Origin of the sequence: Micromonospora phytophila, from assembly GCF_023656545.1 — a bacterium.
Taxonomy (GTDB): domain Bacteria; phylum Actinomycetota; class Actinomycetes; order Mycobacteriales; family Micromonosporaceae; genus Micromonospora; species Micromonospora phytophila.
The window spans coordinates 1-2,295 of record NZ_JAMOKF010000539.1 but is presented as its reverse complement, the minus strand read 5'-3'; the positions used below and the strand labels follow the sequence as shown (position 1 = coordinate 2,295).

The following is a 2,295-nucleotide window of genomic DNA, read 5'->3' as shown; positions in this document are numbered from 1 at the left end:
CTCGGCCAGCGTCCGGCACTCCACCTCGGACAGCGGGCGGAAGCTGCCGAGCACGGCCACCTCGCCGGTGACCCCGGTCCCGGCGCGCAGCAGGTGGGCGGCGTACGCGACCCGGCGCAGGCAGGCGTGCGCCAGGCCGCCCAGCACCACCAGATGGGCGTACGCGGACCGGTTCGGCGGCACCGGGCGGACCAGCCCGAGCGCGCCGGCCGTGGCCAGGACCAGCCCGGCGGTCTCCGGGTCGAAGGCCGGTTCGCGGGCCTCGGGACGCTCCCGACCGCCCCGGAAGTCCCAACGCCGGGCGGAGAAGTCGTCCAGGCCGGCGAGCACCTCCGCCAGGTCACCGGCCGGCCAGTCACCGCCGAAGTGGCCCACCAGCGCGCGCAGCGGCGGCGATGCCACCCAGGCCCGTACGCCGGCCTCGATCTCCTCGGCGGTCACCCCCGCCGCGCCGATCGGCAGCGCCACCTCCCCGCTCCGCACCGCCGGATCGTACCGGCGGCCGGCGGCCGACCCGGCGGGAACGCGCGCCATTGTGGAGCGGCAATACCCTGACGGCATCGTCGTCGAGATCAGGGGTGCCGATGGCAGGTGACGTGCTTCGTAGACGGTCGCGGGGGCGCGCCGGGTCGGCCGGCGGGTTGGTCCGCCTGCTCGCCCACACCGATCCGGTGGCGTTGATCGGCATCGCGCTGTCGATCTCGCTGTCGATGACGCTCGACCTCACCAACGCGGCCACCGGGGTGGAGTCGCTGCTGGCCGGGCTGATGGGCATCACCATCTCGCTGCTGGTGGACTCGCTGGCCCGCGCGGAGCGCCGCTTCCACCTGCGGACGCTGCTGGAGGGGCCGCCCTGGCTGGTGCACGCGGTTCCGCCGCTGGTCACCGCCGCCCGGGAGGCGGTCGAGGCGTATCCGGGCACCCGGGTCGCCGAGGAGGCCCGCCGCCGCTTCGAGCGGTTCCGCGCCGAGGCCGAGCAGTTGCGGGCGGGGCGGATCGTCCGCTCCGGCGACGACTACGAGGACCTGCTCGCCGGCCTGCGCGACTGCGTGCGGCAGATGGACGCGGTGACCCACGTGATGCCCCGGGCCAGCGGCGAGCTGAGCTGGTGGCACAGCGACATCGGCCGGTCGTACTGGACGGCCAACCTCAAGGCGCTGGAGCGTGGCGTGCGGATCACCCGGATCTTCGTCCACGCCGGGATCTCCGAGGAGCTGTCGGAGCTGGTGGAGACGCAGCGGCGGGCCGGGGTGCGGGTCGGCCTGCTGCGCTGGGGCGCCGTCCGGCCCGACCTGCACGTCAATCTGGCACTCTGGGACGGAACGAGTGCCTGGGAGCCGACGATGAGCGCGCACGGTGAGATCGGCCTGAACCAGTTCTCCGTCAACCCCGGCGACCTGGAGCGGCTGCGTACCGCCTTCGCCGCCTGCGCGCGGGAGGCGACCTACCGATGACCGACGCGGACCTCCCGGGGACGGGCCGACCATGACGTGGAGTGCCGTCCTGCTGGTAACGGCGGTGGTCTGGGCGGTCAGCCTGATCCGCTCGGTACGGCTGCGGGCCTTCGTCTACAGCCTGCCGCTGCCGATGACCCTCGCCCTGGTCACCACGGGACACCGGGTGGACGGCGCCCAGCTGCTCGGTGTGCTCGGCCTGAACCTCTTCTTCGTCACCGTGGCGCTGACCCATCGCCGGCTGCGCTGGCCGATCCTCCTCGCCGACGTGGCCGGGATCGCCGCGTACGTGGCCTTGAGCGCCGGCCTGCTGGCACTGCCGGTGCCGTTCGAGCCGGCGCTGGCCGGCACGGTGGCCCTGTGGCTGCTGGCCATGCTGGCGCTGCGGCGCCGCGCCCGGACCGTCGCCGCCGCCGACCCGCCGCCGGGCGGGGCGGAACCGGTCGACGCCCGGCGCGACTCGCTACCCGCCCCGGCCAAACTCCTGGTGATCTTCGTCGGGGCGGTGCTCACCGGGCTCCTCGGGCAGTTGCTGCGGGGGATGGTGGTGACCTTCCCCTACTCGGGGGTGCTGGTCGCCGTCGAGGCCCGCCGCCAGCTGGTCGAGTTCAGCCGGCACTTCGCGCGTAACAGCCTCGCGCTGGTCGGCTTCCTCACCGGCTACCACTACCTCCAGGACGTGTCCCCGGCCGTCGCCCTGGCCGCCGGGTGGGGCGCGTTCGCCCTGCTCGCCACCGCCCTGCACCTGCCGTTGCGGACCCCTCGCCGCATTGGGCCGGCCGCCCCGGCGGCGGAGACCGCCCCCGGCGGGAGCCCCCGCGGGAGCACCCGGGGGACGAGC

The 2,295-nt window shown here is 74.9% G+C and carries 2 protein-coding genes and 1 pseudogene; 2 read left to right on the top strand and 1 reads right to left on the bottom strand.

What is annotated here, in order from left to right:
• Positions 1-483: pseudogene (locus tag NCC78_RS30920) on the bottom strand (hypothetical protein); the annotation flags it as partial.
• A gap of 113 nt (positions 484-596) precedes the next feature.
• Here NCC78_RS30920 and NCC78_RS30915 point away from each other — a divergent pair.
• Both NCC78_RS30915 and NCC78_RS30910 read left to right on the top strand, forming a co-directional pair.
• Positions 597-1,454 carry a hypothetical protein gene (locus NCC78_RS30915; RefSeq protein WP_250798962.1) on the top strand — a complete coding sequence of 286 codons (858 nt, stop codon included), beginning with the start codon at positions 597-599 and terminating at the stop codon, positions 1,452-1,454.
• 31 nt (positions 1,455-1,485) lie between these two features.
• A partial coding sequence (locus NCC78_RS30910; protein ID WP_250798960.1) for a hypothetical protein occupies positions 1,486-2,295 on the top strand: 810 nt, incomplete at its 3' end.